Here is a 26,635-nt window from a genome sequence, read left to right as displayed (position 1 = left end):
GGTAGACAGTATGGCGAAACCTGAAATTGCAACTGAAAGAACCCGTCTGAGTATTCCCTTTGACGATCGCCAACGTGCAATACGTGCGGCCGGCAAACTGGCTGATGGCAGTAATGCTCTGGACTACGTGAAGGAAGAAAAGGTGTGGTATGCACAGCCGGGGGCCAACCTGAGCCGGCTGAAAGAGTGGATTTTTGACCCCAATAAAGTGATCGAAGAACCGCCCCTGGATATTCAGGCCATTGAAGATGAATTTACGGCGTGGCTTGAAGAGCGCGGTGCCATTATCAAAGACCCCATAGAGTTCGATGGCCAGAAGCATTATGTCGATACCGTGGACGGTAAAGCTGGTTCAAGAAAGGGGGTGTATGCCGCCTTTCTGGATGGCCGACCTGCAGGGTGGTACAGGGACTATAAGAACGGTGGTGAAATTCAGAAATGGGTATCTACCGGCGCAGCCCCTAACCCTGAACAAATGGCCATGCTCCGTGCTGATGCTGCGGCAAGGCGTGAACAAAGAGCTGCAGCGCAAGCGGATAAGTTTGATCAGACCGCTAACCGGTTGATGGAAGAATATAACCGGCTTCCGGATGCCACGGGAGATCTGGCATACCTGAAAAACAAACAGGTCATTGCCGCTAACGGCCTTAAAGCTGATGAGCGGGGCAACGTTGTGATCCCTCTGTTTAATGCTGATGGCGAGTTCAGGACCCTTGAGCGCATCTGGTCCGACGGTAGTAAACACCTTGAAAAAGACGGCCAGGCATGGGGGAGTTTTTTCGTTGTGGGTGGTCAACTGAAGGATGGTGACAACCTGCTTTATGCCGAGGGATATGCGACAGCAGCCAGTATCAGCGAAGCCATCAATCAGCCTGTGATCATGACGGTTAATGCCGGCAACATGGTGGAAGTTGCTGGCCGCCTGAAAGACACCTTTCCAAACAGCACTCATTACTTCCTTGCTGACAATGACATTTATAAAGACGAGAACGTTGGGCTAGAAAAAGCGACAGAAGCTGCAGAGCTGACTGCCGGCCATGTTCTGGTCCCTGCCTTTAGCAACCCGAAAGAAGGGCTTACTGACTACAACGATTTGCATGTCTCTGAAGGGCTGGAGCAAGTCAGATTGCAGGTAGAAGGAGCCATTAATCAAATGAACAGGGTAGACACTATGCCGACTGATAACCCGAACATTACTGACGTTAATCACAGCTCGACTGACAGCGCTGCCGTTGCAGATCCTGAAAAAGCCGCGCCGGTGGCCAGCGCCCCTGCAGCTGCCGAACCGGAGGAAACCGCGCCGGTGGCCAGCGCCCCTGCAGCTGATGAACCGGTGGAAGCCGCGCAGGTGGCCAGCGCCCCTGCAGCTGATGAACCGGTGGAAGTCGCGCCGGTGGCCAGCGCCCCTGCAGCTGATGAACCGGAGGAAGTCGCGCCGGTGGCCAGCGCCCCTGCAGCTGCTGAACCGGAGGAAACCGCGCCGGTGGCCAGCGCCCCTGCAGCTGCTGAACCGGAGGAAGTCGCGCCGGTGGCCAGCGCCCCTGCAGCTGCTGAACCGGAGGAAACCGCGCCGGTGGCCAGCGCCCCTGCAGCTGCTGAACCGGAGGAAACCGCGCCGGTGGCCAGCGCCCCTGCAGCTGCCGAACCGGAGGAAGCTGTGCCGGTGTCCAGCACCCCTGCAGCTGCTGAACCGGAATACACCGCACCAACAGATCGAGACGGCGATGATGAAGAGAGTAATAGCGCCAGTGATCTTGAGGCGTATGCCGCTATGATGGCCTTTGGCGGTGAAACAACTGACTCCGCTCAGCAAAAGCCTGAAAGGATAGCGCCCAGCGAATCTGTAGCTAATACCGCCCCGGCTGAAAATGAAACCGAGGAGAAGAAAAAAACAAACGAAGAACTGGAAAACGGCATACGCTGGGCAACCAACGATAATGCAGAAACGCCCCCAAAAGAACGTATAGACCTGGAAGGGTTAATTGCCCGGTTTGGGTACAGAGCAGAGAAAGACTATACGGCGTATACGCTTGATGGACAGGATGCGTTTTACGATTACGGCTCACATCTGCGTATGGCTACCCCTGAAGCCAGCCAGAGTGACGAGATGATCCTGGCGGCCGTTCTAACCGCGGATAAGCAACATCATCGTGGTATTGAAATCACCGGCAGTGACGAATTTAAAGAGCGAGTGTTTAACCTTATCAGTGAATACAACATTGAGGTGAAACTGACTAACCCAGAACAAAGGGTTAAATTGCTCGAACTCAAAAAAGCAAATGAAACAGCAAAAGAAACGGCAAAAGAAAATGTTGCTGATTCAAATGCGAATAAGCAGGAAGGGGCAAACGAAAAGACAAATTCATCAGTTCAGCAGAATGGAATGCGCTGGGAAGAATCGGCCTCTGTGCAGCCGAAGAAGCAGAATGCATCTGATACTCAAAAGGAAGATAAAGCTGCAGGTGAACCCTGGGAGAAAGGCGTTATCGTCGCGCATGGACGTGCTAAGTATGAGTGGAAAGAAGATGAATCCATGAACTACTTTGTCACCCTCAAAAATGAACATGGAGAGAAGACACTCTGGGGGAAAGACCTTGAGAGAGCGGTTAAAGATGCTGGTGTAGACACAGAACGTCTTGTTACAGTCAGAAAGCTGGGATTTGTGGATGTTGAGGTGAATGCACCTGTCCGTGATGAAAGCAACAAGATCGTTCGTTATGAAACTATCCAGACCAAACGTAATGAGTGGGAAGTAAAGCCTGTATACCCACAGCCAACAGCAGGGAATGAACAGGCCTATAAGCCTTCTGAACTGGTTCCGTATGATGCTGCAACCTTCCAGAAGCTCCGCACAACAATTCAGCAGATTACCGGTGTTGATCTCAGCCGTGAGGCCGTGCCTGAAAAAGAACTGTACTGGTTCTTGCCTAATGGTAAGCCAGCTCCAGAAAGCATGACAAAGCCCACAGGCTATAAACTCCCTCAAGAGTCAAAAACCGCGGGTACACCTTTGCTGATCGCACCGCATAAAAAAGGCGAACGCCCAGATTATTTCCTTGTTGAGTCGCGTAAAGGATTCATGCAGGGGATCGCAAAGGATAAGGAGTCCGGTGAGTACCATAGCGTGATTGGAAAAGTGAACAAGCGTATTGATAAAGACGGAAACTGGAAAACGTATATGACTCTTTCAGCAATCAATAAAAATGCCGAAAGTGGAATTGTTTTGCATGGTTATGGACATGTAGATCAGGGGGGTAAAAATTTGCTTTACAAAAACACAATTGCAAATGAAAAACAGCCTCAGCATTTACAAGCGGCCTCAGATGAGGTAAAAAACAAAACAGTAATGAAGCAGCTTTTTCATCCTTCAAATTCTGCAAAAAGAAAAGATGATGAAAGGAGAGAACAGACTCATGCACCAGTCGCAAAGTCAGCGCCTCGGCCATAAAACAAAAACCCTACTCGTTGCAGTAGGGTTTTCCTGCATTTCTGTGAGCTCATTTGCGGCAACACAGACCTGTGCAGCATACGAACTGGCAAAAGCTGGTGCAGATGCTGCCTATAAGCAGGAAGTGGAAAGGATTAACAACGCCGCAAAAAGCGAATCCAGTACGTCTGATTCTCTCGGACAGTGCCTGGGGTCGCTATCGGTATCACTTAAAATCCCACAGTTTCCGTCTATCAGCGACATTATTGATAAGGTGAAGGATGAGGTATGCAATACGGTTAAATCGAAGATTAATGAGAAGTGGGGGAGCCTGACTAATACGACGCTGGACCCGTGGTCAACGATTTCATCCCGACTGCCAGATACGTCAGGTATCCTGCCCAACGCATCTTCTAAAAATGTGCAATTAAACAATCCGGCAGCTGCGAGTGGAAGTGGTGAGGATGCAAACAGTGATGCATTCCCGTTCCATTTGTAACTACCGGAAGAGTCCTTTCGGGATTTTATCGAATAGCTTGCCGGTTCGTATTTCAACGCGGCGGTGTTCCGCCGCGGTTAGTAAACGCATAAATTCTGTGGCAGGTAGAACATCACGTTTTGAGTCTACATACGTATCAAGCGAATCTTCATTCATGAAACGTCTGACAGTATGCAGCCAGTCTTCAGCTGATTTCATATTTTTTGAGCTCATCGTCGCTCATCTCGGCAAACGCTGCAGGTCGGCGACCTTTTCCTGTCCAGGTTATGGACTTTCCATCAACTTCGATCCGGTACTTCACTTTTCCAAAAGTGGATTTACTTTTCGTGGACGGACCAAAGAGATTTTCGAAGATCTGGAGAGCTTCATCAGCCGTAATATTGTGTTCTTCCATGAACCGCTTTGTGGCTGCGGCTTTCTCTTCAGTGGCCTTCTGTTCTTCCTTAAATTTCTCGATCATTCCCTGTGCAATGTCGGACCACATATTAATGAGTTGTTCAAGGTTTTCTGGCGGGATTTTGCGCAAAACGGCGGTGGCTTTTCGTCGTTCGCACATGATAACTGCACAGGATTCGTAATCATTATGTTCGCTCATGTATACCTCATTGTTCATTAACGATCTGCGTGATTTTCTAACACAAACTTTTGAAAAGAGAAACTCTATGAAAACACAAAATGGTGAAAATATTATGGATCAAACTGACTCGGATCAAAACTCAGTCGTTGATGATGACAGCAACGCCCTTGCTCCAGCTCTGGCTGAAGAGAGTAACCGAACGGTACAAGAAATCGTATCGAAACATGGTTTAAAAGTAATTTTGATTCAAACGCTAATCATATTAGTCGCAATCATTATCATTGGTCTTCAGGGTTACTGGCTTCACCAGAAAAAAACCAAATATATTGCAACGAATGGGGGCATGATCACAGAAGTTCATCCAACCGATGAACCCGCTTACACGGCGGAAGAGGTGATGGACTTTGCCAACCGTACAATGATCAAATCGCTTTCACTGAACTTTGTGAATTACGAAAACCAATTAACCAGCGTCCGCGGCGATTTTAGCGCTGAAGGGTACGTTAGTTTCCGTAAAGCGCTGTCCGATAGTGGGCTGCTGAAAGATATCAGTGAAAAACGTCTGAACGTAAAACTTTCCACAACTCCTGGAACCCTGATCACGGAAGGTCTTATCCGTGGCACCAAAACCTATGCCTGGCAATACCGCATTCCGGTGACTGTTCAGCTTGTTGGGCAGGCTCAGGACTACAGACCGCAACCTTACGATTTGATGGTTCAGGTACGCCGCGTAAAAGAAGACGAAGATCCACGGGGTATTCAAGTAGCACAGGCCATTCTCAAACCCCGGAACTACTGAGGTCAATCATGAAGATTAAACTGTTAACTGTACTTATGGCCGCACTGTTTTCGGCAAATTCTGTATCTGCAGCTGATGCGCCGACTGGTAATGGAGCGCCGCAGCAAACGGCGCCAGCTGTGCCTGGTGGTGATATTGCTCAATGGCAGCAGGCCAGTTCCGGGTTGCCCGTAAATCAGCAGTCACAGGTGCAACAGCCTCCACAGCAAACAGCACAGGAACAAGGTCAGCAGCAGGCGCAAGGCCAACAACCACAGGCACAGGCCCAACAGCAGCCAACTACTGCACTGCCTCCTGCACCCATGCCGCAGATTCCTCCACCACAGCAGCAGGTTACTCATGTTAATCCGCAGACACTGGAAGAGTTACCTGCACCTGTTCTGCAGCAGATCCAGCCTATTACCCCTGGTCAGGTGCGGTCTGCCCGCAGCGCAATGGAAGATATGAGCGCGGCGGCCAAAACCTCACCATTAACGCCGATCCCACGAATTTCAAGCCAGACGGTATCACTGTCAGCTGGTGCATCCATTCCGCAGGTACGGGTATTTCCAAACCAGGCAACCACAGTGACGTTTTCAGATGCAACCGGACACCCCTGGGTATTAGGCGCCCCTCCATATAATTCGAGTCCCTGTGCATCTGGTGGTGAACTGTGTGTTGGCTATATTCCAGGATCGGCGGTATTCACAATCCAGCCGACCAATGCCTATGCCAGCGGGAACATCACAGTGCTTCTGAAGGGGCTGGCTACGCCGGTCATTATTAACGTGAAGGGGGCAGAACCCTCCGTTAAATCAAAAACCGTTGATGTTGATTATCGTCTGGATCTCCGTATCCCGAAGCGCAGTCCTGACACACCGGTTTATACCGCTACTCCTGAGAAAAAAATCTCACTGTATGACAAGCAGCTGCAGAGCGTGCTCGATGGCATCCCGCCTGAAGATGCTCAGCGGTTGAAACTTAAAAACGCGCCAGGGAGTACCAAAGTCTGGCAGATCGGTGATGAGCTCTACGTCAGAAGTAACATGCAGCTGCAGGATGAGTTTGAAAAAACGCTTTCCGCTATCGATGGCACACATGTTTACGTGCTGCCGGCAACACCAGTGCTGACTTTTTCGGTTAACGGTCAGGCGCGTGACGTTGAAGTTGAGCTGAATTAAGGGGAACGACGATGGCTACAGATAAAGGTAAAGAAACCAGAAAAATGATGCTCTACGTCGGTGGCGCCGCTGCAGTTGTGGCGCTTCTGGGAGGGTACTGGTTGTTTGGCTCATCAGATGAGCCGGCAACGGGCGGGTCGCAGGTGAAGGCCCAGGGGCTGGAAGGGAAAACTGGCAGGGAAAAAGCTAATGATCCCCAATACAACAAGCTGCTGAATGAGTGGAATGCTGATAACTCAGAAAAAGCGGCTCTCACGGGGGATAGTTTCATATCCACGTTGTCAGCCAGTAACCCGGTGGCCGTTGATTACGGCACCAAAGCACCGCCACCAAAATATTCGTGGGAATCGTCAGCAAAACAGTCGGGCGATAACAGTAAGGCTAATGATGCTGAGCAGAAAGAGCGTGAGCGTCAGGCTAAAGCTGTGGCTACGTTACTGCAGAAAATAGACCAGGCCAGAACACCGGTTGTCACGGGTGTTGCTCTTGCAACCCCTCTGGGAGCAGAGGGTAATGACAAGAACGGCGGCACCTTCTCAGGGTGGACCGATTCGGTCTATCCGCAGAACAAAAAGCCGGATGCTGAAAAACAACAGGGGGCGAAGAATAAGGTCAAAGATAAAGGAGCCCGGCTTGTATCGGCTTACACGCTTGTGCCGGCAGTAATGGATACGGCGATGGACAGTGACGATCAGAACAGTATTGCTATTGCCCATGTTCCAACTGGAGCGCAGGCCGGCGCCAAATTCTATTCTGGCCAAAACCGTCTTGCCGGCGATGGTATTCGAATTCACTTCACCGGCATGGAGCTGAACGGAGTGCAGTGTAAGGTCGATGCGTATGGCGTGGCTTCCGACTCGTTGCGCGCGGCCGTTTCCTCAAATGTAAATAACCGCTGGTTCAGCCGTATTATTCTGCCGGCTGTTGCTAACGGATTAGGCCGAACTGGTCAGCTGTATGCGGACAGCAATTCGCAGATGATTATCACTGACGGCGGGAATGCATATCGTTCAACTGGTACACCTGATGGCAAAGCGGTTGCCGGTACCATTATTGGCGGGATGGGTGAGCAAGCAGGGCGTGTCCTGGCCGACGATGCAGCCCGCCTGCCGATTAAGCAGGTTACGGTTGACCGTAACCAACTCATAGGCATCCAGTTTGTCGCGCCTGTGTATGAAAGCGACTGTGGCGAGAATATGGAAAATGCTTCTGCAGAGCAGGTGCAGCAGCAAGCAACTCCCACACTATCTAGTGTGCAACCTCAGCAGATGCCTCAGCCTCCGGCTCCTAATTACCCTCAGCAAAACTTTCCAAGCTACCCCGGCTACGGGTATGGCACCAATAACCCGTATTACCGTTAAGGAGATTGATAATGAATCTGTTTGAAGATGACAATAAAAACGAAGCAGCTCCTGCCCAGGAACCGGTGTCTGCTAAGCCTGCTGAAAAGCCAAAACCGACAGTGACGCCAGCAGCAAAAGCAAACAAAAAGCCGCTTAAGATTAGTGACTATGCATGGATTGGTGGTATCGCTGTCATAGCTATCCTGCTTTTAGTCTGGTTGTTTGGGGGCTCCGATAGTGACACTGCGCCTGCGGCCGGGAATGGCACGATCCAGTCTTCAGGGCAACGTCAGAACGTACAGGCTGCCCCTGCCGGGCAGGATTCTGGTGACTTCCGCGAGCAAATTTCCGGGATTTTGCTGCAGCAAAAGGAACGGCTGGACGCGATAGAATCAACTTCTAAAAATGGAATGATGATCCTTTCCAGTCAGTTACAAAGCGCTAATGAACAAATCAAAAATCTGAACAATCAGGTTCAGGAACTGAAAATGAAAGCCGCTGGTTATGGGCCTTCATTTGGTAATCAGAGTGGAACAATTTCGGGGGCAACGTCGCAGGCATTACCTTTGTTGAGAGGTTTTTCAATTAATGATTTATCTGGCGATCTTGCTTGGGTAAAATACAAAAACCAGACGTATGCTGTGAAGGTCGGTAGTCAACTTGGCGGAGTCACCATTACGGGTATCGATACTGAAAATAGAATTGTTACTACAAGTAAAGGCCTTATCCGCTAAACAGGACCTAAAAAGGCGAAACTATGGATTTAGAATCGGTATTAATTCAGGTTGCTAACGGTGGTCAGGAGCCGCTGGCAAGGCTAATCATAGGTGTCGCTGCAGTCGTTGGGATCATTGGTGTTATTGGATATCTGATGAGCCTGCGGAAGCAGGCTAGGCATTCAACAAAAGGTGTGGAAGTTGGCAGAATTTTTGCCGGTATCATCTTCTGTGTATGCCTCATCACGTTGAAGGCACAGATGAACTCAGGCGGTGCCACTTTAGGATTTGGCGATGTTAGCTTCGGACCCGTCAGTTATGCGAGCGAATCTACGTTTGGCATGGGAGCCGCAGCAGTCAACGCAGTGCTGGGGATTGTTAGAATTCTCGGCGCATACTTTTTTTACAGGGGTATAAAGGGGTTGAAAGACTCTTACCTTGAGGGCCATACGGAGCTGTCAGCTTCGGGTACGAGAGGGGCATCCATTGTGAAAATTGTATGTGGACTACTTCTGATGTTCGATACACAAACGCTCGATGCGTTGCAGAGCACATTAAACATTCACTGGTAATCAAAAAGGATACTTTATGAAAATTGTTAAACTTATCAAAGACAAGGCATTATCTGCATCCATCGCAGCGTATCAGCTGCGCGGAACGGTGGCAAAATCGTTAGTGGTATTGCCGCTGGCATTACTGAGCAAAGAGGCTGCGGCTGAAACGACTGTCTGGGAGAAAATCAATACCTTCACGGAAGGTCTTGCCAGTACCCAGCCTGGTCTGATTACCGGCGGTAAAGTCATTGGTGTTGTGTTCTTTATTGTCGGGCTTGTTTCTCTTTTCCTTAAAAACAAACGCGGGAAAGATATCAGTGGCAGCTTCATCTTCTGGTCAATGGTTGTTGGTGCCTGCCTGGTCGGCCTGACCGCATGGATCTCTTCTGTTGGTTCAACTGTTGGCGTTGACGCAACCCTGTAATGTCCCTTCGGCCCCGCCTTGCGGGGCCAATACCGGAGTTCCCTCATGAAAGATTTTAAGCTCACCAGGAATGAACAACCTGCCAGATGCCATGTGTGCGGGATAAAGAGCAAAGATGTTTTCTCCCTCGCAGAAGATGGACAGAAAGAGAGAATGCTTTGCTCTGTATGCCTGTCGCTCGAACATCCGGAGAAAATGAAACTAGAGACTCAAACCGGACTTCTGCTGAAGAGAAATACAAACCGAAAACTCTACAGCCTGCTGTTTCGTTCAATTGCAAAGGCGGAAAAGTCAACGGACGATTCTTACCGTGAAAAGGCGCAGAAACTTAAACAGATATTGCTCAGCACAACTGACGTAGTTCTAAACGAAACCGGCAGTGATGATGGATACGATTTACTGCACCTGATAAAAAAACACCATCAGTTACTTCCCATGAATTTTGACGATGAGTTTGTCGCTTCTGTTGCAGAGTCAGACGAATTGCCGGATGTAAGTGACTGGAATGAAATTTACAAGGGTAAGAGAGGTTTTAAATGATTTCTTTCTTTGAGGATGTGATCGAAGGTATCTCACGCAATCTGACATCAAATGACTCGTTAAAATACTGTGATTTGACAACGGTTGTAGGGCTTACGTCGCAGGATCGCGTTGAGCATCCTGAAATCAGGGCTCCGTACATTCTGACCACTAAGAACAACGATTTTCTTACCGTTATTGAGGTTCAGGGCGCTAAATCATCGTTTGACGAGAAGTCGTTTAATGACTTCATCATGCACCTATCAAACTCCTTGTCGAATTCCTTTATTAACAGCGGCCATAAGTTGTCTGTGGTGTTCGAACGCGACTTTACCAAGAACCAGGAAGAGCTGAATAATGTTTATAAACCGCAGGTAGCAGCAATAGAGCGTCTGCAGATAGACATTAAAGACCTGATCGCCGATGACGCAAAAAAAATCGCCGCTCATTACAGCCGTGAACGCGCTTACATCGTGCTGTATACCTCGAAGGGGATGATTGCGAAGGATGAACTTAAAAACGAACAGGCAAAAGCTGCCGGCGTACTGAAGGATATCCCGCAGACGCGCTTCAGTCAGAACCCAATCGAATTTCAGCTTGAAGGTTTGAAGATCACGCATGACGCGATGCTGTGGCGCCTGATTGGTATGCTTCAGGGGGATGATGAATCGGGAATGGGGCTTCTGGTTGATGTCCTCGATGTCAAACACGCTGGCGCAATGATGCGTCAGATGCTGTTCCGGAATTCAACATCAGAAAACTGGTACCCTCGCACGCCGTTTGACCAAAATCTGCGAATTTATGGCGCCCCACGGAAAGACAATATCGACTCCGTGCTGCCGCCGCGGCTGAATATCCAGATCATGGAAGGGGAACTGGAAGAAGATGGTGGCCTGATTTACTGTGATGGTAAGTATTACGGCTCTGTTGCCCTTGAGTTACCACCACTTCACCCTGTCAAATTTAAGCAGTTATTCAACGCGATTAACCGGAAAATCCCGTACCGGATAAAATATGACTTTATAGGCGGGGGCAAAAAAGCACTGTTCTGGCCATCAGTAATCATATCTTTCCTTCGTTTCATTCCCTCACTCGGTAATATCGCGCGTGATATGGATTATGTCCGGGCCCAGAGCGAAACCGATCCAACGGCTATCATGGCCATCAACTTTGCCACCTGGGGCGACACTAAGGATGAAGCCAAACGCAACCTGGCGGCTTTAACTAAGGCGATTGAAGGCTGGGGTGTATCAGGTGTGTCCAAGACATATGGCAATCCAGGTAGCGCACTGATTGCATCCGTTCCGGGGCTGACCACGGCCACGCCTGGCTCATTGCATTATCCGCCGCTGAGTGAAGGCTTGCGGATGTTACCTTTTGAACGTCCGGCCAGTCCCTGGCATGGTAAAGGCAATATCAACTTCATCACGCTCGATGGCAAGCTGTTCCCCTATCAAATCGCCAGTCCCCTGCAGGAGAAATTTACCGATGTCATCACCGGTGTTCCAGGTTCCGGTAAAAGCGTGCTGGCCAACCGCCTTAACCTGAGTTCGATTTACCGGGCTGATAAAAAACTGCCTTATCTGACCATCATTGATAAGGGCTACAGTGCAAAAGGTATCGCCGATCTGATTAGCGCTGAGCTGCCGGCAGAGAAACGTCACCAGATTGCCAGTATCACCCTGAACAATGACGAATCGCACTGTATTAACATCTGCGATACGCAGTTAGGTTCAAGGTATCTGACGCAGTTTGAGGAAGTATTCTTAAAGCAGATGCTTAACGCATTCTGTATTGATCCGGCAATTGGCCAGCCGCCAGATGCAATGAGCGTTGGGCAAATCGTCAGTAAAGTTGTATCAAACGTATACAAAGCAAAAGCGCATTCAAGTGCTAACTTGTTTAAGTATAACGACCCGGTGATTAATGAAGCTCTGAAAGAATCAGGTCTGGATAAAGAGCTCGGTGAAGACTGGTTTGAAAGAGCTACATGGTGGGAAGTCGTTGATAAGCTGTTTGCCAAAAAATATCTTCATGCTGCGACGGTTGCTCAGCGTTATGCTGTGCCAACCATTCACGATTTTATTGCTGAACTACAAACTGAATCATTTAAAAACCAATACGCTGACGTAAAAGTTAATGGGAGTGAGCCTGTAGTAGGCTTCGTTGCACGTTGTTTCCAGGCTGCTGCAGCTGAGTATGCCATTTTCTCAGGGATCACGGTTTACGATTTCAGCCCGGAGACTCGCATTGCGATCCTGGATATGCAAAACGTCCTCGGTGACAGAACGACACCTGCAGGTAAGCTCAAGTCCGGCATTATGTATCTTTTTGCGCGCCAGATGGCTGTGCGTAACTACTACCTGCCTCAGTCCGCAGAAACCTTCATTCCTGCTTTACCGGAGCAGTACAGGGCATATCACCAGGCGCGCATCAGGGAGCTTTCAGAAGAGGTTAAACATACCTTTTATGATGAGTGTCATAACTTTGCCGGCATCGACTTTATTCAAAATGCGCTGAACACCGCTGACCTTGAAGATCGTAAATTCAACGTCCGTACTGCCTTCTCGTCTCAGTATCTGAGCCATATGCCTTCGAGTGTGCTTAAAACCATGAACAGCCTGTTTATGATGCGCCTGACGGAAGGGGATGAAGAGTATCTGAAGCAATTAGAGATCAACATCCCGGCCGATATCCTGCGTCGTTTCAGACAGCTTCCGCAAGGGGTTTATCCGGACGGAAGTGGTACTGCATTCCTCGGTATTTTTAAAACAAAACGTGGTCTTATTTGCCACATTCTGAAAAACACATTAGGACCAAAACTGCTTTGGGCTTTGAACTCATCTGCAAAAGACAGAGCTCTCAGAGATGTGCTTTATGAAGAGCTGGGAACGAAAAAAGCAAGGGAAGAATTAGCAAATAGATTCCCTATGGGAAGTGCATCAAGTATCATTGATGAAATGGTGGTCAATCAGGGTGGTGAGCGTGATTCTGAAGAAGAATCACAAACTATGGCGATGAAGCTCGCTAAAGAAATCATTTCTGATGTGAGAAGGGGATTCAGATGATAAAAATCGGAAAAGCAAAACGGTCAGTGATGGCTGTTTCAATTCTGGCCTTCAGCGTACAGTCAGCATTTGCCTATACGGTCAACGTTAACAGCAGCATTCCCATCTCAACGCAGGTTATGCCGGCGTTGAGCACAGCTAATGGCCTGTTAGGTAACATCCAGGCCACGCTGATTAACATTGGTACGGCAATCAGCCAGCAGGGTGATCGCCAGGCAGCATTAATGCAGCAGGTGGCCGAAACTAACCGACAGTTCGAAGTCGAGCAAAAACGTAATGACCGGCTGCTGCAGGCACAGGATAAGTACCGTGTTCCGGATGATATTTGTGCGCAGTCTATTGGCGGTGGCGCCGCGGGGGTATCCTCAGCGGCCGCTGGCGGTCAGCGAACGCTGGGAAGCGCCAGTTCTGCGAAAGATGTTAAGGCCATTTTTGAAGTGCCGGCACGCGCAACCGACGTGGACGCATCTTCAACGGCCGAAGTTCACAGCCAGTACTGCGACAGTTCGGATTATGCTGCATTTGGCGGGACTTCATTCTGCCCAAGTGTATCTGACATGCCGCGGGCAGATACGTCGCTGAGCTCGTTGCTTTATGGCGCCGGCAAAGAAGGCAAGGCACCTGATCTGACGTTTACAGATGAGCAGACAGATGCGGCGCTGCGCTATATGAAAAATACCGCGTTGCGCAGTGCTGGTCGTCAGCTGAGTCGTGGGGAAGTTAAAGGCGCCAGCGGGCGAATTTACCTGGGCATGATTCAGCAATACCAGGCGCTCACCGACGCGGCCGCACAACCTCAGATGGAAATGATCGCCAACTCTAAACCGAACCCGGCCACTGATGCCGCGCTTGCAGATGCGCGCAAAGTGCCGGAAGTCGAATCCTATTTCCAGGCGACGGCCAGTAACAGGGCGAAACAGCTTAACCGTATGTCTGCCAGAGAGTTTGAGGAATTCGAAGTAGGTCGCCGTTACAGCAACCCTGCTTACCAGGCGACGTTGACCAACAAGAACACCGAAGATTTGATGCGTGAGCAAATCAATATCGCCAATCTGAACAACTGGTTAGTGTTGAAAACCAAACAGCAGCTGGAGAAACAAAATGTGCTGCTTGGCCAGATCCTGGCGAACGACGCATATCAAACATACAAACCGATGCTGGCAGCACAGCTGGAGAGTGTGAACGCGGGAGTATCCAGAAAATGACAGACGAAAATAAAACAGGGGAAGAAGTTACAAAATCCCCCGGCCGCATGAAAAAAGCGGTTTATCATATTACCGGAATTAGTGATATTCAGTTTATGTGGAAATCACTAAGGGAATCTATCAGCCTGCTCAATGAGCGGGCTTCTTTCGTTAAGAAGCAAATCAAAAATTTGGAAGCTCCGGACGAAAAATCAGCTTCGAATCAGTCGTTTGAGGATGTTGTTAAAAAGAGTTCTATCCCCTTAGAACAGCATCTAGCTAAAGCCGGTAAGTATAAAAAATATTGGTTATGTTGCTTCTTTATAGCTGTTTTTGTTGCCCTGTTTTTAATCGCTGGCTGTGTAAAATTGATTGTTAATACTGAATACAATGTAAGCCTTCTGAAGGTGACATTAACACTTGGTTTAATGTTTGCTGTTTGTATCTACTCGTTCGTAAAAGCAATGACTTATGAATTTTTAGGTTGGCAATTACGCAATGAGGCCCATTCTGAAGAAGAATTCGGTACATTGAGACATTTTATTAACGATAACGGTGTGCGCAATACATTTAATTTTGAACAAGCTGGCCAGATTCGGGGGGCGCATGAATAAGTCAAGAAACTCATTGGTCGCATTGTTGCCGCTATCGCTTTTCATTACCCCGGCATATTCTGCAGATCTGGGAATTGATAGTATTACAGAGGCTGCTAAACGGTCTGGTGATTTGTCACGTCAGATGCTGCATACCGTTTTTGGTGAAGTGGTAAATAATCCTTTCAGTCCGTCAGGTGATGGGTTGTTAAATAACGTATTTTTCACAGTGAATGAGGTTATCGCCATATTAGCGCTGATTTATATGGCGATAATCAGTATTAAAAAACTACATCAGGCAGGGCAACTTGGGAAGTTTATAGAGGGTGATGGGAATAATGCCTTCAATTTTGTTAAAACAACATTCGGCTGGCTCCTTTTGGTTCCAACTGTTGTTGGATGGTCCGTTGCACAACTGCTCTTCCTGTGGTGTGGGTCAATCATAGGTGTAGGTTCTGCCAATGTTATTGCAGATAAAACAGCGTCGGAACTAGCGAGTGGCAAAGCTGTTTATATAACGCCAGTTATGCCAGAAATGGCTTCTGTGGCTAAAGGAATGTTCGAAATGAACTTGTGCGCTCTTGGTGTCAATCAAGGGTTAGCTCAGATGGAGGCTTCAGGCCAACATTATGAAAGTAATAGCCAGATGAAGTTTAATACTGGTGATTCTAGTTACTCAATTTCAGTTGACAATGGTTCTGCTGTTTGTGGGACTGTTAAATTACCACAAAAACCTACAGGTTGGACTTCGGTATTCTCCAGTGGTTACGCTGATTCTGTTTATGCAGTTCAACAGCAGGCTACAGACTCGCTTTGGAGTAAGATGAAGAATACAGCAGAGCAATTTAACTCTGCTTATATGTCTAAAATGCGTTCCGGAGATGGGCAGCTGCCTGACGTTGAAACTGCAATTCAGACAGCAGCAAGAGATTACCAACAACAAGTACAGCAAGCTGCAGACAATGCTGCCGGAAGCAATGATATGCTCCAGAAAATGGAGTCGGATATAAAGGAAAAAGGCTGGCTATATCTTGGTATTTATTATCATACCCTGGCAACTGCTAACACTGAGCTGAAGGACGTTGCTAATCTGAAACCTATTGTATCAGGGATAAGTGGTGATGGTGATGTAGGTTCTACGGACTATTATAAAGGTCTGTTCCAGGCATATCATTCACAACTGAAAAACAGTACCTACACTCCCCCTTTAGGTACTGCTGATAATGCTTTAGCTCAGAACATTGACAATAAAGGCATCGAAGAAGCGGCAAAAAGTGGTGATGCAGATTCGTTGATTACCAAAATTTTCAACTTTAATGTTACTTCATGGCTTGCCACTAGAAACTACGGCACTGGCGATGGATACAGCGATGTAACGAATCCCTTGTTGAAAATGAAAGCCATTGGTGATTACACGATGTTTACTGCTGAGAGTGGTCTAGCTGCTTGGGGAGCTGTTAATGTCGCAATGAGTGTTGCAGATGGTAATAACGCTGCTGGAATGGGGGCGGGATTACTTAATTTCTTCACTTCAGGTAAGGATATTATTAAGGGTGTAATTAAAACTGCGGCTCCGATCGTATACATGATTTTAGTCGCTCTGTTCTGTATAGGGTTAACGCTTTCAATTTGGCTTCCATTTGTGCCATTTATCTATTGGTTTGTCGCAATGGCGGATTGGTTAGTTACTTTGCTGACTGGTATCGTTGCATCTTCATTGTGGGCCGCTACCCATATTAACATTGGCCAAACTAATGAGGACCGGTCAACGTATGGATATATTTTCCTGATAGATGTGATGATTCGACCACTGTTGATGGTAATGGGGTTCATTTTTGCATCATTGGCCATTGTGGCTCTTGGCACCGCGCTTAACTATATTTTCAAAACAGCAATGGAAAATGTACAGGCAGATTCAACAACTGGCCTTTGGTCAATGATAGGTATCCTTTTTGTCTATGCAAGGATGTGTACAGGTATGGTCGCTAGGGTATTTGCATTACCTGCAAGGATGCCTAACTACGTCATCAGCTGGATTGGTAACAAGCATAACGATTCAATTCTTGGTGATATGCAGAATCATGTTCACGACCTGTTTGCTGCATTTGGTCGTGGAGCTAAAAATACAGGTGGACGTCCTTCTGGGCCGAAGAACTTCAACCCAACCAATACGGTTGATAAAGACAAAGATGGTATAGCGGGGGCGTGATATGAAAGGATATTCGTATACTGTTGTCGATAACAACATGGCTAAATCAAAAGGTGTTGGCTACTATCTGTCACGCCTGTCTGTAGCCATAAGTATAGTTATTTTAACAATAAGTCTTCCGTTGACTGTATATTCTGGCTTTCTTACTTTAGGTGGAAGCCTGGCATTGGCGTGGTTTGTTGCTCTACTTGTTTTCGATGCCATGCTGATCACATATGTTGTACGCCAGGTAAAAAGTAAGGGAGTCAAAAAGGTCGTTGCAGGCATGAGAGTTTATGGATGCTTTAATCCATCGGCTAAAGAGGAACAATACATGCCGGCTCAGAAAACATATTTTGGTATAGATATGGACTCCGGTGTTGTTGGTATTGCTGCCCTTTATGCTGTACAGGCCTCTATTAAGCAAAAGAGAATTTTGTTTGAGGCCGAGACAATTGAGTCTTGGGAGTATACTGATAGTAAACTTGTCGTAAATATTCGGAACCGACATGTGCCTACTGTTGAAATAATCTTGCTCAATGCCGGCCTAGCATATCGCCAGCTGGAAATGTTAACCAGGATGCATGAGCAACATAAAAAATACAGGGGTGAAAAATATCTCCAGTGGCGAAAGACTATGCTTGATGAAGGTTGGATGCTACCACGAACGTATTGATGTTTACTTCCAAACCGCCTGAAAAGGCGGTTTTTTCATGTATACTCAGGTGGTTATAGTCGTATGCTGTGGGAGGAAGAGTGAACAGAGTTACTGAGCGCCAGGAACAGAAGAGTAACCCGGAGTTCCAGAGAGAGTACCGGAACCGTATCCGGGAAACACACGACCAGTTAAACCTTTATCTCCCCAAAGATGCAAAAAGAATGTTGATAGAGATCACAAAAGTTAAAAAACTCACTCAGGCTGAAGTCATTGAATTTCTTGTCAAAAGCTATTACGACGGATTGAAATTTGACGATTCTGAAGAGTGATCTTACTATGTAAAAGCGGGTTCGCAGGTATTGCCCCGCTTAGAAACGCATGATATGTTAAGCGGCGTTTACATAACCTTACGGGGTTATTACTGAATTTAGCACGGGAAGAGCGGCCCGGAGATGTACCGCTTAGGAGTGGCAGGAGCCACAAAAAGTAAAACCCCCTGATCCCTGTTGGAAACTTTGGCCGGTCTCTCAGGAATCAGGGGGTGCAAACTGCCCACTGGCAGAAAGGATTATAGCAAATGCGTAACCTATTGCAATACAGCCCGGCCAATATGTGCAGGGGCTGGTGAATCAAAAGAATCCATACCTACAGCTTTCTGACATTGAGTCAGTAGAAGGTCTTTCGCCGGAGTTCATCTCCTGGCTTGAAAGCCAGTCCCCTAAAGAATCGCCCCTGCAGCTGCTTCTCGATGAAGGCACCAAGCCCGTGCGCAAAACCCGCCGTCGTCGCGGTACGCACTCAACGGCGTGTCTCTGCCCGGAGCCCAGCTGGTACCGACCGGACAATTTCAAAAAGCTCCCTGGCCAGCTTGGCCATGCCTACAACCGCCTTGTTCGCCGCGATCGCAAAACGGGCGCGTTAAGTCTGCGTATGCGGATCAGCCGCCACCCGTACTTCGTGCAGCTGCGCGAGCAGGCTGGCCGGAAGCGCGACTTCCGCCCGGAGCGGGAGAAATTACTCGATGCGATTGTGCCGCTCCTGGTCAGCACCGTTGACCGGGCTACCCATATCGACACTATCAACCTCAGTAAAATGGCGTGGCAGCTCAGCGAAAAGGACAGCGAAGGGAACGTGATCCGGAAAGTGACGGTACCGCGGGTTTGCCGGCTGCTGCAGCACATGATGGAATTCGGGTTACTGGCGCTGCCTGAAGGCGTCACATGGGACCCGTTTAACCGCAAGTGGTTCCCCAAGCATGTCGTGCTGACGGAACGCCTCTGGAAGATGATCGGTGTTGATCTCGATAAGCTGTATGCGGAGCAGGCCGAACAGGTGGCCGCTGAAGCTGCAGGCTGGATAACCCGTGATGAACATGGCCAGGCGGAAGAAATCTCTGTTAAAGCCGCGCGCCGGCGCTGGTATGAAAAAATGATGCACGCCACGCTGGTTCGCCGGCGTGAAGCCGCCCTGAAGGGTAAGCGCGAGAAGAAGCTGAAAGCGCTGGCAGAACAGCCCTATGACGACCGGGCTTACGCCATGTCCGTTCATCTGATACGGACGCTGCCGAAAGACGAACTGCACGCGCTGTCGCCTGAGCAGTTTACCCAGCGAGTACGCAGCCACCTGTATCAGCTCGATCTGGGGCTGGAGAGGGAATCCGGTCCCCCTGATTATCACTGATTTTCTCCCCCTGTAATTCTCTTACCGCCGCCTGGCGGTTTTCGTGCTCGCCAGCCGGCGCGACCTGCTCAAATTTCCTCCAGTTTTAACGTGTGGCCATCGTGATTTTTTGACGTTCTGGCGCCGCCGGTGGATAACCGGCAGCGAGATCACCACTATCCACAGTTATCCGCAAAGGAGGAAATAAAGTCACCTGCAATCGTGGTCAAAGCAAGCTGCAATACACTCTTAACTTCTTTAAAAAGATGTTTATTCAATAAAGAGATCACTGTTATTCAGGCTCAATTTTCTGTGGATTATGGGAATATGCCTGGCCTTTCAGCGCCGCTACGCGGCACGACGGCCAGAATGGTCGCTATGCTCCCAGGTTAGCACCCGGCAAATGCCGGGCAGGGTGGCCAGCAGAAACCACCACTGTAGATTTTTCTTTGCCCCACCGTGCTTTTCCCCGCCGAGCCAACGGCTCGGCAGAAAAAAGCATGATGGATGATGTAACTAAGAACACCCCCGTAAGACGGAAGGGCTGCGACCCGCACCCCTGACGTCAACGCTACTACCCACGCGCCCGGTGCGCCGCTAACGTCACACCGCCCGCTCGCAGTAGCCAGGGGGTAATGTGGCCACAGCGTCACCTGCAGGGCAGTCAGGCAGGAAAATCATCTGCTATGGCGTGCAATGCCTTTCAGGCAATCAACGCCAGTGTCTGCTGTCAGTTTTAAAATTAACAGGGAAAAGAGGATCGATTTAGCCGCGGTTATCCACGTCAGCCGCTCGCAGGCGCGTTAAAAAGGGTGAAGGCAGGGGAATGTTGCTCTTTTTGCAGTGAAGGCCACAGAGAGCGTTTCAGGCGCTTATTTGAGGAAATGCGATTTCTGCCAGGGTGGAGGCACAAAAAAACCCGACTGGTGAGATCGGGTTTTCATGTTTTGCCCCGGATGGAGGCGGGAACACCTAAACAATTGACGGTTAAATATTACGCCATGAGTGCAGTAAATGCAAACCACCGGGAATAGGGTATACTGCGCGGGTCAATCTGTTGACGTTCTTCTCCAGCCCCCGCTTACGCGGCGTGAACGGTTTAAAGCCCTGGTTGAAAAACAGGTGGTGCTGTTTCAATGCCCTGGCTGGAGTGGGAACATCTAAACAATTGACGTGAGGTAGCCGCTGTGACAGGCAATGTAAGGGCGATCAGCGGTGTTCCTGCTCTGTATGGAGCAAACGGATGATTAACTTGTTAATCGTCGTTCTGCGGGCAGTTGTTGCAGTGTCTAACGCTGTGATAGCGGTCCTGGAGCTGATCCGGCAGTATTTTGACTGACCGGAAACGTAACTAAAGGCGGGGGGACCACTCCCCGCCTTTTAACAGGGTTACATCTCGATCATCGGGAACAGATCGTCTTCCTGGTGGTAAAGCACGTCGTCCGTTTCCGTTCCATCAAGCCATTCAGCGAACAGTTCAAACAGGCACACCGACATTTCCTCCGGTGAAATTGCGCCACACTGCAGCTCGTAGAAGACCTCAATTTTTTCCAGCAGGCTGTTGGCCGCTTTGTCGTAGCCGAACAGCTTGATCGGCGGGAATCGCATTGCATCCGGGTTGGTTTCCGCCAGTTCATCATCCTTGCGTTCCGGATAAATGCTGTACAGCGTTGCCGGCGATGGCGGCAATACCTCGATAAAGCGGTTTATCCGCATCGGCAGTTCGCTGGAAAACTTCTCATTGTCCGGAATGTAAAACGCGGCGCTGCGTACCAGGGCATCCTGGAAAGAAATTACCCCCTGACCTTCGGTCTGCTTACGTAGCTCACGAATGTTCACGCGGTCCTTTTCACGGATTTGGTACAGATCCCCTTCCCGGACCGTTTTGGAAAACGTGCCGTGTTCGGCTTCCTGCCCGGAGAGCTCAGAATAATAATCCTGGCCGACGGTTTCGCGCAGTATTTCAAAGGTTTTCCGGTCTTCAATCGACTCAAAATATTTCACGCGGGTGTTGGCGATCAGCGAATCCACCTCGCCGTTCGCGCCGCGGGCGAGCGACGGGTGATCCTGGGAGGAAAATACGCCCATTTTTTCCAGTGAACGCATCTGCGCACTCAGCGTATCCATACCGCTGGTGAAATACTGGCCCAGCTCGTCATAAATCAGCCCGTATGGCGCCTGATTATTCAGCGCGTGAGTGAGCAGGACTTCCTCTTTTTTCCCTTCCAGCTGGTAGCCCAGGTCCTTACTGATGGTCATTCGCTGCAGCGTCACATATAAACGGCCAAGCGTGGCCGCTTCACCGCGTGACAGCTCCAGCGACGGGATCATGACGATGAGAATGCGGTCATTGTGGAAAATATCGTCCATCCGGATATCGCCGCTGTCTTCCGGAAAAACATGGCCATAAGTTTCATTGAACAGGGAGAGCGTCTTCAGGAACTGACGGCTCATGTAGTTATGCTGTTCGAAGGCGCGGGCTTCCCACGTTTCCGGGTATTCCGCGTTGGCCAGCAGGAAGCCTGGTGTATTTTCCAGATAACTTTCCAGCGCGGCGTAACCCTCGCTGTGCCAGCCGTTTTTCTTTGCCTCCACGTACAGCGCGGCCATTGCCGGCAGCGACATGTTTTTCTGAATAGTGCGCTGTGACAAAAGCAGTTCGCCGCGGGCGCGCTTATAACACAGGGCATTGATCAGCGCCGACATCATGGCTTTTGCCGTATCCTGCCACTGTGCCGAATCCCCGCCCACCTGGGGGAGCATGGATTCCATCAACTGGATGATGAAGGTCGGCGGGGCAACGCTGAAGAGGTTGACTGAGTTGGATTGCGCGGGGATGCTTTCCTGCTTCACCAGGTTCACGAACCTGTCAATACTGCCGGTCAGCAGGTTGAGAACGTAATAATCATCCTCACGGCCGAAACGGCGCGCCAGCGACCAGGTGGCGAAGGCCAGCTTGTTATCTGCTTTACCGTCTGAGAGGCAGTAGCCACGGCACCACAGCAGGAAGTTAACGATAAACCCATAGAAGGTTTCGGTTTTACCCGACCCGGTGGTACCAAAAAATACCATGTGGCGCAGCAGGTCCGTCATGTTCAGCCACAGCTCGCGGCCGAACAGGCGTCCCCGCTCATACCCGACATATAAAATTCCCTTCGCTTTCTTTCGCTCCCGGACCTTATGCGGGATGCGAATGGGCCCCAGACGGTATTCCGCCTGGGTTTCCGTGGTCAGGGTGTCGTCGAACATTTCGCAGTCTTTCGGCATTCGCAGCGGTGGCCGGAATTTACGATCCGTGAATGCCACCATCAGCGGCGGAAGGATGAGGATGCTCAGCAGCATGGTAAAGGGGAGAAACAGACCCAGCACGGTCAGTATGGCCAGCAGGCCAAACTGTACGTTCGGAGTGAGGAACCACTCCATGAACGAACCATCCGGGCGGAGGACTTTTTTACTGTCTACAGATTCCTGTTGCATAGCGGCTCCGGGTTATTCTCCTATTGCCTGCTGCAGGCGGGCATCGTCTTTGACGACGGAAACCGGGATCACATCACCCGAATCGGCAACGATGGACGGGGTACCGATAAACCCGAATTTCGCAAATGCCATATTGTTCGCGTCAACCAGGCGGGCGCCGGTGGTATCCGGGGCTGTTTTCGGATCGTCAATTTTCGGGTTCATGGTGGTGTATCCCATGTTAATCGTGTCTTCCCAGCTTTTCAGTCGGGTATCTTTCCCGGTATCGAGTACAGGAGCGGCGCGGACCATCGAGCGCAGGTCGCCATAAACGGACACGGGGAAAATCTCGACGTTATAGCGTTTGCTCAGTTCCTGCAGTCGGGGTTCCAGCGCGCGGCAGTGCGGGCACATCGGATCGGAAAACACATACAGGGTGTGTTTATGCCCGGTTGAAAGCGAGATTGTAAAGCGTCCGCTGGTGACGGCATCTTTCAGTGACAGCAAGTCGTTATCAGCCAGTTTTTTAGGGGCTTCAGGTGCTGCCTGAACCTGCAGCTGCTCCGGCGCAGTGGCAGGCTGCTGCAGACCCGGCGCGGGAGCATACGAGTTTGCCTGCAGTGGCTGTGCCGGCTGATGCATATTCATCAACGCGCCGTTGATGGAGACGATAAAGCCCAGCGCGGCGACTGGCCAGAAGATAAAGTTAGACAGCCGGCGCACGGCATTGAGTCCGCGCTGCTGTTTCAGCTTTTTACGGATATTGTTCAGCGCCTCGATGGCCTGATATTCGTTTTCAAAGCGGAACAGCTGCACCGCTTCACCAGAAAACGTATTGTGCGTCAGGATGTGGCCGCTGCCGGCATCATGGCCAAGTCCAAAATGACAGGCTGACAGGGGGAAGGAGTGCAGGGCTTGTTCCTGGTAGTTTCCGTCAGCGGAAAGATAAAGTGTGTTGCGATCGGTTTTTACGGTGAGTTTCATACTTCCTCGCTTAGAGTTCCAGGTGATCGGGTCGGGTTGCCGGCTGAGGTTTAGCCGGCGTCGGTTCATCGTCTGTCAGTCGCAGACTGTTGTTCGGGGTGTCGTGCGGAGCTGCAGGCGGCGTAGCCGGCTCGTCTTCCGCTTCAGCGTCAGATTCAAATGCAAATGGCGGTATAACGTCTTCCTGCCAGTGAGCGACCGGAATGGCGGGATCGCGGCGGTCAATATGGCGGTAATGGAGCAGATCCAGCTCAAGGCCCAGCACGGCCGCCCGCACGGTCGGCGGGAATTTCGCCGCCTTTTCTTCATCGAGCGTCAGCCGGTAACTTTCGCACTGACTCCAGGCAATAACACCACCTCCCTCAATGAAGAACTTCCCGCGGCCGGCGCTTGAAAGTGCATACCATAACGTGCGGTCCACACCTTTAAGCCACCGGAAATTAGCGGATGGCAGCTGCAGGTCATCATCGAACAGCGCGTAGAGTAGCGAACGGGAGCTGCGGCGCCCCTTTGCAAATTCTCGGAACGCTTCACACTGGCTGGCGACGGTCCAGAACCCGGCGGCCAGCGAATAATCAGGGAAACCGTCTTTAGTCCGCAGGCAGGAACGGTTGAGATCGTCGAGAATGGATTTAGCCGTTGGCCGGTCGCCCATAAACCGCAGATGTACAAACGAGGCTGCGAGCGCTTTTTCCCAGGGCGCCAGGGAAAGGGCCGCCCCTTCGGGGGCCAGGTTTACCTGTGACAGGAAGACTTTATGTGCGGCTTTTTTACGGAGGCGGCGCTTAGCGGTATCAATCAGGTTATGTTCCTGGGCAAACTCAACGGGTGACTGCGCGCTGCGTGCTTCTTCCGGATCTTCATTCAGCAGCAGCTGATCGAGGTGGCCAAACCGGGCGAGGATATGAGCTATCCCCGGATAGTTTTTTACCATCACCCAGGGAAGGTTCCGGATGGTCAGTTTACGGGTCAGACGGTAGTAAGGATTGCGCGAGATAACCCAGACGAACAACCCGATGATTAAAATGAACAGGGGAAAGAGCACGCTGGCCGTGTCGTTCATCACGCTGATAAAGTCCCACAGCGAAACCTGGTGGTTATACCGCGCCGCCGACAGCAGCATGTCCCGGCGCTCGGCCGCATTACCCGGCGTAATGGCGTCCGGCAGTACACCGTAGATCCAGTAAAGCAGGCGACAGACTCCGTAAATCACATAATCACGAAAGCCAAACCACATCACTGTGATCATGATGAGAAGGGCCCCGATAATCATCAGGCCATCATCCCCTCCCCCTTTCCGTTGTGGCTGGTTTTGCATCAGAACCTCAGAGAATTTTGGTAAACCTTCCCGATATACCAGGCCTTACGCGCCGGCGTGTTGGAGTGATAGCGGCCGACACCCTGCCAGAAATCCCCCCCTTCGAGAATGATGTTGTATTTGAGGATGTAGGCACTGGCCATTGCAGAGGCGCAGAAGTCATGCTGCAGCTGCTCCGCTTTCACGCCAAAATCGGACGCCAGCTTATTCGCCCAGATGGTGTTTATCTGGAATGCGCCGTAATCGTAAGTGCCGTTTTTGTTTTTATTTTTCATTCCCGGTTTTCCGCCTTCAGTCAGCCACAAGGCGAGGAATCCACGGAGAGGAATGTGATAAATCTGTGCTGCTTCAACCATGCAAGTTGGCAGCGGGATTGAGGGCGGGGCATCAACCATAACAATCTCCTAATGATTTCTATTTCGAGTAAAAAATATACCATCAAAAGGAGATTTTTTTAAATCATTTTGGTGCGGATAATTGAGAGGCTGTCAAAGGGATTTTATTTGCCTTCGACAGAGACAATATTGCCCTCGTTCACATTTTCCCATGTCGGGATTTCGCCACTCAGCGTGCAGCGGAGTGTTTCTTTTCCGACGGTAAGTGGTGCGCCACTGCTGTAGTAATGACTTTCATACAGGCAAGAGGTTTTCTTTTGTTCCGGGGTCAGTGTAATACCGGCATCCTGATCCTTTGCCAGCAGTTGTACAAGATGTTGGTTTGTCTGTACCTGCTCACCCAGAATGCTGCTCAGTAAAGAATCGGTTTTCGGCGCGGATACGCTCTGAGCAAAGGCACTGCAACTGATTACGGATGCAGCCAGAATAAGAGCAATCTTCGTGTTGAATTTCATTTCACTTTCTCCATTAAAAAAATCGGCAATCATTTTCTGTATCATTTAAATTAGGTCTGAAAACCGGCCTGAGTGTCAAGCCGATTCTGTTTAAAAATTAACAGGGGATAAAATGATTCAGTCACGTAATAAATATCTGCAGTTTATGCTGGTTCTGCTGGCAGCCTGGGCCATAGCCTGGGGGGCCATGTTTGTCATGGGGCAGGCTGTTCTGCTCTATGGGCTGGGGAAAAATACGCTGTTCTTCAGTCATGGTGCTGTACTGGTGTACCTCCTGTGTGTTTTCCTGGTATACCGCCGCTGGGTTGCTCCGCTACCGGTCGTTGGCCAGCTGAGCAACGTTGGCGCACTGTGGCTGGTTGGCGCGATGGCCGTGGTGTATGTCGGTGAATTTCTGCTGGGTAAAGTGCTGGACCTGCCCGCTGAGCCATTTATGACGAAACTTTTTGCCGATAAGTCCATACCCGATGTGATCCTGACGTTGCTGGCCGTCTTTATCCTTGCCCCGCTGAATGAGGAAATCCTGTTCCGTGGTGTCATGCTGAACGCTGAAGGATCCCCTCATAAATCAGCCATAGCATAGCCATATTTGAGCAACTGATTGGCGAATAATACCCAGGCCGCCAGCAATTCTTTCTCCGTGATTTGATAATCAGGCC

General features: G+C 49.9%; 25 protein-coding genes and 1 pseudogene. 19 read left to right on the top strand and 7 right to left on the bottom strand.

Annotated features, from left to right (window positions below; genetic code table 11):
• Positions 1-10: 10 nt before the first annotated feature.
• Both AB8846_RS22390 and AB8846_RS22385 read left to right on the top strand, forming a co-directional pair.
• A complete protein-coding gene (locus AB8846_RS22390; protein WP_015586048.1) occupies positions 11-3,448 on the top strand; it encodes an LPD7 domain-containing protein in 3,438 nt (1,145 codons plus the stop codon).
• The gene (locus AB8846_RS22385; RefSeq protein WP_011091071.1) at positions 3,414-3,926 is read left to right on the top strand and encodes a hypothetical protein; all 513 of its coding nucleotides are present in this window, start codon (positions 3,414-3,416) and stop codon (positions 3,924-3,926) included. Before AB8846_RS22390 ends, AB8846_RS22385 begins: the two co-directional genes overlap by 35 nt.
• Here AB8846_RS22385 and AB8846_RS22380 read toward each other — a convergent pair whose 3' ends face one another.
• Both AB8846_RS22380 and AB8846_RS22375 read right to left on the bottom strand, forming a co-directional pair.
• Positions 3,927-4,082: an Hha/YmoA family nucleoid-associated regulatory protein gene (locus tag AB8846_RS22380; protein WP_172693602.1), complete on the bottom strand. Its 156-nt coding sequence runs from the start codon at positions 4,080-4,082 to the stop codon at positions 3,927-3,929.
• Between the two features lie 28 nt (positions 4,083-4,110).
• Positions 4,111-4,521, bottom strand: a complete 411-nt coding sequence (locus tag AB8846_RS22375; protein WP_004187465.1) for an H-NS family nucleoid-associated regulatory protein — start codon at positions 4,519-4,521, stop codon at positions 4,111-4,113.
• Between the two features lie 67 nt (positions 4,522-4,588).
• Here AB8846_RS22375 and AB8846_RS22370 point away from each other — a divergent pair, with 67 nt between their 5' ends.
• The 16 genes from AB8846_RS22370 (at position 4,589) to dqlB (ending at position 20,707) form a co-directional block, all read left to right on the top strand.
• Positions 4,589-5,302: a DotI/IcmL family type IV secretion protein gene (locus tag AB8846_RS22370; RefSeq protein WP_004187467.1), complete on the top strand. Its 714-nt coding sequence runs from the start codon at positions 4,589-4,591 to the stop codon at positions 5,300-5,302.
• Positions 5,303-5,310: 8 nt separating this feature from the next.
• Positions 5,311-6,462 (top strand): DotH/IcmK family type IV secretion protein, encoded by a 1,152-nt coding sequence (locus AB8846_RS22365; protein ID WP_004187471.1) that lies wholly within the window; start codon positions 5,311-5,313, stop codon positions 6,460-6,462.
• Between the two features lie 11 nt (positions 6,463-6,473).
• Complete coding sequence (traO, locus tag AB8846_RS22360; protein WP_004187474.1) at positions 6,474-7,823, top strand: conjugal transfer protein TraO; 1,350 nt, start codon at positions 6,474-6,476, stop codon at positions 7,821-7,823.
• An 11-nt stretch (positions 7,824-7,834) separates the two neighbouring features.
• Positions 7,835-8,539, top strand: coding sequence for a conjugal transfer protein TraP (traP, locus tag AB8846_RS22355; RefSeq protein WP_031942491.1), 705 nt, complete (start codon positions 7,835-7,837; stop codon positions 8,537-8,539).
• Between the two features lie 23 nt (positions 8,540-8,562).
• Entirely contained in the window at positions 8,563-9,093 is a 531-nt protein-coding gene (traQ, locus tag AB8846_RS22350) for a conjugal transfer protein TraQ (RefSeq protein WP_104011266.1), read from the top strand.
• Between the two features lie 16 nt (positions 9,094-9,109).
• On the top strand, positions 9,110-9,499 hold the full coding sequence (locus AB8846_RS22345; RefSeq protein WP_011091078.1) for a DUF6750 family protein: 390 nt from the start codon (positions 9,110-9,112) through the stop codon (positions 9,497-9,499).
• 45 nt (positions 9,500-9,544) lie between these two features.
• Positions 9,545-10,039, top strand: a complete 495-nt coding sequence (locus AB8846_RS22340) for a hypothetical protein (protein ID WP_011091080.1) — start codon at positions 9,545-9,547, stop codon at positions 10,037-10,039.
• Positions 10,036-13,086, top strand: coding sequence for a plasmid transfer protein (locus tag AB8846_RS22335; protein WP_031942490.1), 3,051 nt, complete (start codon positions 10,036-10,038; stop codon positions 13,084-13,086). The genes AB8846_RS22340 and AB8846_RS22335 overlap by 4 nt, the downstream gene beginning before the upstream one ends.
• Positions 13,083-14,291 carry a conjugal transfer protein TraW gene (traW, locus tag AB8846_RS22330; protein WP_011091082.1) on the top strand — a complete coding sequence of 403 codons (1,209 nt, stop codon included), beginning with the start codon at positions 13,083-13,085 and terminating at the stop codon, positions 14,289-14,291. Before AB8846_RS22335 ends, traW begins: the two co-directional genes overlap by 4 nt.
• Complete coding sequence (locus tag AB8846_RS22325) at positions 14,288-14,884, top strand: hypothetical protein (RefSeq protein ID WP_015060003.1); 597 nt, start codon at positions 14,288-14,290, stop codon at positions 14,882-14,884. Before traW ends, AB8846_RS22325 begins: the two co-directional genes overlap by 4 nt.
• Positions 14,877-17,072: a DotA/TraY family protein gene (locus AB8846_RS22320; RefSeq protein ID WP_015062834.1), complete on the top strand. Its 2,196-nt coding sequence runs from the start codon at positions 14,877-14,879 to the stop codon at positions 17,070-17,072. Before AB8846_RS22325 ends, AB8846_RS22320 begins: the two co-directional genes overlap by 8 nt.
• 1 nt (position 17,073) lies before the next feature.
• Positions 17,074-17,727 carry a hypothetical protein gene (locus AB8846_RS22315; RefSeq protein WP_015060005.1) on the top strand — a complete coding sequence of 218 codons (654 nt, stop codon included), beginning with the start codon at positions 17,074-17,076 and terminating at the stop codon, positions 17,725-17,727.
• Between the two features lie 68 nt (positions 17,728-17,795).
• The gene (gene repC, locus AB8846_RS22310) at positions 17,796-18,038 is read left to right on the top strand and encodes an IncL/M type plasmid replication protein RepC (protein WP_023893611.1); all 243 of its coding nucleotides are present in this window, start codon (positions 17,796-17,798) and stop codon (positions 18,036-18,038) included.
• 248 nt (positions 18,039-18,286) lie between these two features.
• Complete coding sequence (gene repB / locus AB8846_RS22305) at positions 18,287-18,337, top strand: IncL/M-type plasmid replication leader peptide RepB (RefSeq protein WP_011154478.1); 51 nt, start codon at positions 18,287-18,289, stop codon at positions 18,335-18,337.
• Positions 18,334-19,389 carry a plasmid replication initiator RepA gene (gene repA / locus AB8846_RS22300; protein WP_015060006.1) on the top strand — a complete coding sequence of 352 codons (1,056 nt, stop codon included), beginning with the start codon at positions 18,334-18,336 and terminating at the stop codon, positions 19,387-19,389. Before repB ends, repA begins: the two co-directional genes overlap by 4 nt.
• A 1,222-nt stretch (positions 19,390-20,611) precedes the next feature.
• Positions 20,612-20,707, top strand: coding sequence for a DinQ-like type I toxin DqlB (gene dqlB, locus AB8846_RS22295; RefSeq protein ID WP_004206884.1), 96 nt, complete (start codon positions 20,612-20,614; stop codon positions 20,705-20,707).
• 50 nt (positions 20,708-20,757) lie between these two features.
• Here the strand turns inward: dqlB and AB8846_RS22290 are convergent, their stop codons facing one another.
• From AB8846_RS22290 to AB8846_RS22270, 5 genes are all read right to left on the bottom strand, one after another.
• Positions 20,758-22,845 carry a conjugal transfer protein TrbC gene (locus AB8846_RS22290; RefSeq protein ID WP_004206885.1) on the bottom strand — a complete coding sequence of 696 codons (2,088 nt, stop codon included), beginning with the start codon at positions 22,843-22,845 and terminating at the stop codon, positions 20,758-20,760.
• Between the two features lie 12 nt (positions 22,846-22,857).
• Positions 22,858-23,808 carry a DsbC family protein gene (locus AB8846_RS22285; protein WP_004206886.1) on the bottom strand — a complete coding sequence of 317 codons (951 nt, stop codon included), beginning with the start codon at positions 23,806-23,808 and terminating at the stop codon, positions 22,858-22,860.
• A gap of 10 nt (positions 23,809-23,818) precedes the next feature.
• Positions 23,819-25,126, bottom strand: a complete 1,308-nt coding sequence (locus AB8846_RS22280; RefSeq protein WP_015059988.1) for a hypothetical protein — start codon at positions 25,124-25,126, stop codon at positions 23,819-23,821.
• Positions 25,126-25,521: a lytic transglycosylase domain-containing protein gene (locus AB8846_RS22275; protein WP_004187436.1), complete on the bottom strand. Its 396-nt coding sequence runs from the start codon at positions 25,519-25,521 to the stop codon at positions 25,126-25,128. The genes AB8846_RS22280 and AB8846_RS22275 overlap by 1 nt, the downstream gene beginning before the upstream one ends.
• Before the next feature lie 104 nt (positions 25,522-25,625).
• Complete coding sequence (locus tag AB8846_RS22270; protein WP_019725042.1) at positions 25,626-26,009, bottom strand: DUF1496 domain-containing protein; 384 nt, start codon at positions 26,007-26,009, stop codon at positions 25,626-25,628.
• Between the two features lie 79 nt (positions 26,010-26,088).
• On the opposite strand from AB8846_RS22270, the pseudogene AB8846_RS22265 reads away from it, so the two are divergent.
• A pseudogene (locus AB8846_RS22265) lies at positions 26,089-26,523 on the top strand (CPBP family intramembrane glutamate endopeptidase); the annotation flags it as partial.
• Between the last annotated feature and the right edge of the window lie 112 nt (positions 26,524-26,635).

It is taken from the genome of Enterobacter sp. KB-221C9, from assembly GCF_041320715.1.
GTDB classification, from domain to species: Bacteria; Pseudomonadota; Gammaproteobacteria; order Enterobacterales; family Enterobacteriaceae; genus Enterobacter; species Enterobacter asburiae_D.
This window is presented reverse-complemented; position numbering and strand designations above follow the sequence as displayed.